At 58.9% G+C, this 2,655-nt stretch carries 1 protein-coding gene and 1 pseudogene; both read left to right on the top strand.

Annotated elements, in window-relative coordinates:
* Positions 1-317 precede the first annotated feature (317 nt).
* Entirely contained in the window at positions 318-884 is a 567-nt protein-coding gene (locus GV035_RS25425; protein ID WP_236572802.1) for a tyrosine-type recombinase/integrase, read from the top strand.
* A gap of 28 nt (positions 885-912) precedes the next feature.
* A pseudogene (locus GV035_RS25430) lies at positions 913-2,111 on the top strand (IS91 family transposase).
* Positions 2,112-2,655 lie beyond the last annotated feature (544 nt).

Genomic DNA, 2,655 nt, shown 5'->3' on the forward strand with positions numbered 1-2,655 from the left:
GTCCGCCTCCCGCAGGATCGTGACCATCTGCTCTTCGGTAAACCGGCTCTTCTTCATGACTTCCTTCTCTCCGTAGGAAGCCATTCTCTCAAGTTTCAGCTGGTCCGAAAATTCCAGGGCAGGTCACCCAGCGCTGCCCCACATTGTTAGGTCCAGAAGACAGCAGGGCTTGGCAACTGCACCTGATCGATCAGAAGCGATCTCGCAGCACATTGTTGGTCGCAACGTCCTCACTCCGCTTCCTCTACAACGTCACCCTCAAACGTAATTGGGGAATTGAAGAGAGTGCCGCAGCGAAGGTTCTGCGAAAACTGCCAGTGGTCCTCAGTCCCGAGGAGGTCGCGCACTTTCTTGAAGCAATTCCCAGCGTCAAGCACCGGGCCGTTCTAATGACGGCCTACGCCGCTGGTCTGCGAATATCAGAGGCCACGCGCCTCAAAGTCAGCGACATCGACAGCCAGCGGATGATGCTACGCGTCGAACAGGGCAAAGGACAAGCCGATCGCTACGTAATGCTCTCGCCGCGCCTGCTTGAGATTCTGCGAACCTACTGGCGCGTCGGCCGACCGAGGCACTGGTTGTTTCCTGGCCGCTTTACAGACCAACCCCTAACGTCCAGCACGATGCAGGAGGCCTGTCGCCGCGCTCGATATCGTGCCGGGTTCGCGAAGCCGGTAACGCCCCATGCATTGCGTCATGCTTTTGCCACTCATCTGCTGGAGTCAGGCACAGATATACGAACCATCCAGCTGTTACTGGGCCATCGAAGCCTGGCAACGACCTCTGCTTACCTTAGGGTCTCTGCCAGTACCGTTTGTGCGACAAGCAGTCCATTTGATCGTCTGCCGTCCAGCGCGACCGAACGTATCGCTCTGCAAAGGTGAACGCGGAACGCATGATCTGACGAACGCCATGCGTCCCGCACTGGAACTTGCGGACGTTCTCCGCCGTCACGGTGACGCCTATCGAAACCTGCACGCCGATGCGATCAGTCGCGAGCAGCGCCGCGTCATGCGTGCTATTGAGCAGTGCCGCACGTCGGCGCTGGGTGGCCATCTTGAGAGATGCGACGCCTGCGGATATGAACGCATCGCCTACAACTCCTGCCGCAATAGACATTGTCCCAAGTGTCAGTCGCTCGCAAGGGCGCAATGGCTCGAGCATCGTCAGGCTGATCTGCTTCCCGTCCCATATTTCCACGTGGTGTTCACAGTGCCTGATGAGATCGGAGCCATCGCCTTCCAGAATAAGCGCACCGTCTACGACGTCCTGTTTCAGGCGACCGCAGAAACGCTGCAGACGATTGCCGCCGACCACCGGCATCTCGGAGCCATCGTTGGATTCATCGCGATTCTTCACACTTGAGGGCAAAACTTGATGCATCACCCCCACCTGCACTGTGTAGTGCCAGGCGGCGGATTGTCATTGGACTCGGCTCGCTGGGTCGCCTGCAGACCGGGCTTCTTGCTCCCCGTGCGGGTACTATCTCGACTGTTTCGGCGACTATTCCTCGAGCGATTGCAGGCTGCCTAAACGCGGGAGCCCTGCGATTTTTTTCCTCGCTGGCGCACCTGTCGGATCGAAGGGAGTTCGCACGCTATTTGAGTCATCCGAGAACGATCGACTGGGTTGTCTACGCCAAAGAGCCCTTTGGCGGTCCGCAACAAGTGCTCGACTACCTGGGACGTTACACCCATCGCGTCGCGATATCCAACAACCGGTTACTCGATGTCGACGACGAACATATAACGTTCCGATGGAAGGACTATCGACAGCCGGGCAAGCCTCGCGCGATGCGCCTTCAGGCCCACGAGTTCGTTCGTCGATTTCTGTTGCACGTGCTACCGCTCGGACTCCAGCGGATTCGTCACTATGGCTTGCTCAGTAACCGTCTCCGCGCGTCGCGCCTTGCGGAGTGCCGTCGACTGTTGCACGCACCGCCAGCCGCCGAAGCCGCGACGAAGTCACAAGCCGGCTACCGTGAACGCTCTGAGGTTCTAACGAGTCGATCGCTGTATCGTTGTCCTGTTTGCGCTCAAGGCCAGATGGTATGCGTGGAATGTCTGTCTGCCGGGGCGTTGCCACGAGCACCACCACTGAGCCCGGCATGACACCCGCCTTTACGCCTACAGACGACCAGAACTGGACCGTATCGTCCTGTCCAGCGCACCCGCCTTTGTCGGCGCGCCTCCCGGCGGCGCGAATCGAGTCGCTAAGACGGGTGAATTGGCGCTCAGGTCATGGTCGCTTCCGCCGCTTACCCCGATGCTCACAACTTCAATGCAAGTATTGCGGCCACACCATCTCTCGGGCGACACCCGCAAGCATCCAATGCCCATAGGGAACACGCTCGGTGGAGCGGTTTAGCTCACAGACTTTTATGCGGAGCGGAGACGGCCTGCTCAGCTGTCCTGCCGGCGCGGTAGCCGTCTCCGCTCCGCATAAAATACTCTGCTCTATCAGGGACGTCGCACAGACGGAAATCGCTGTCGGCCTTACGGGGCAAGGGCCGCGTGGAATCCCGAACGTGTCATGGCCAGATTTAAATGTCGGGGTGCGGGCTAAATACAGATGTCGTATCTGTCCTTGGGTTTTACCCTCACGTAGTGTTGAAGACGCACGGTTGAACGGGCAGGGCGCAGGTGCATGGACTTC

Source organism: Burkholderia sp. 8Y (genome assembly GCF_902506145.1).
GTDB lineage: Bacteria > Pseudomonadota > Gammaproteobacteria > Burkholderiales > Burkholderiaceae > Caballeronia.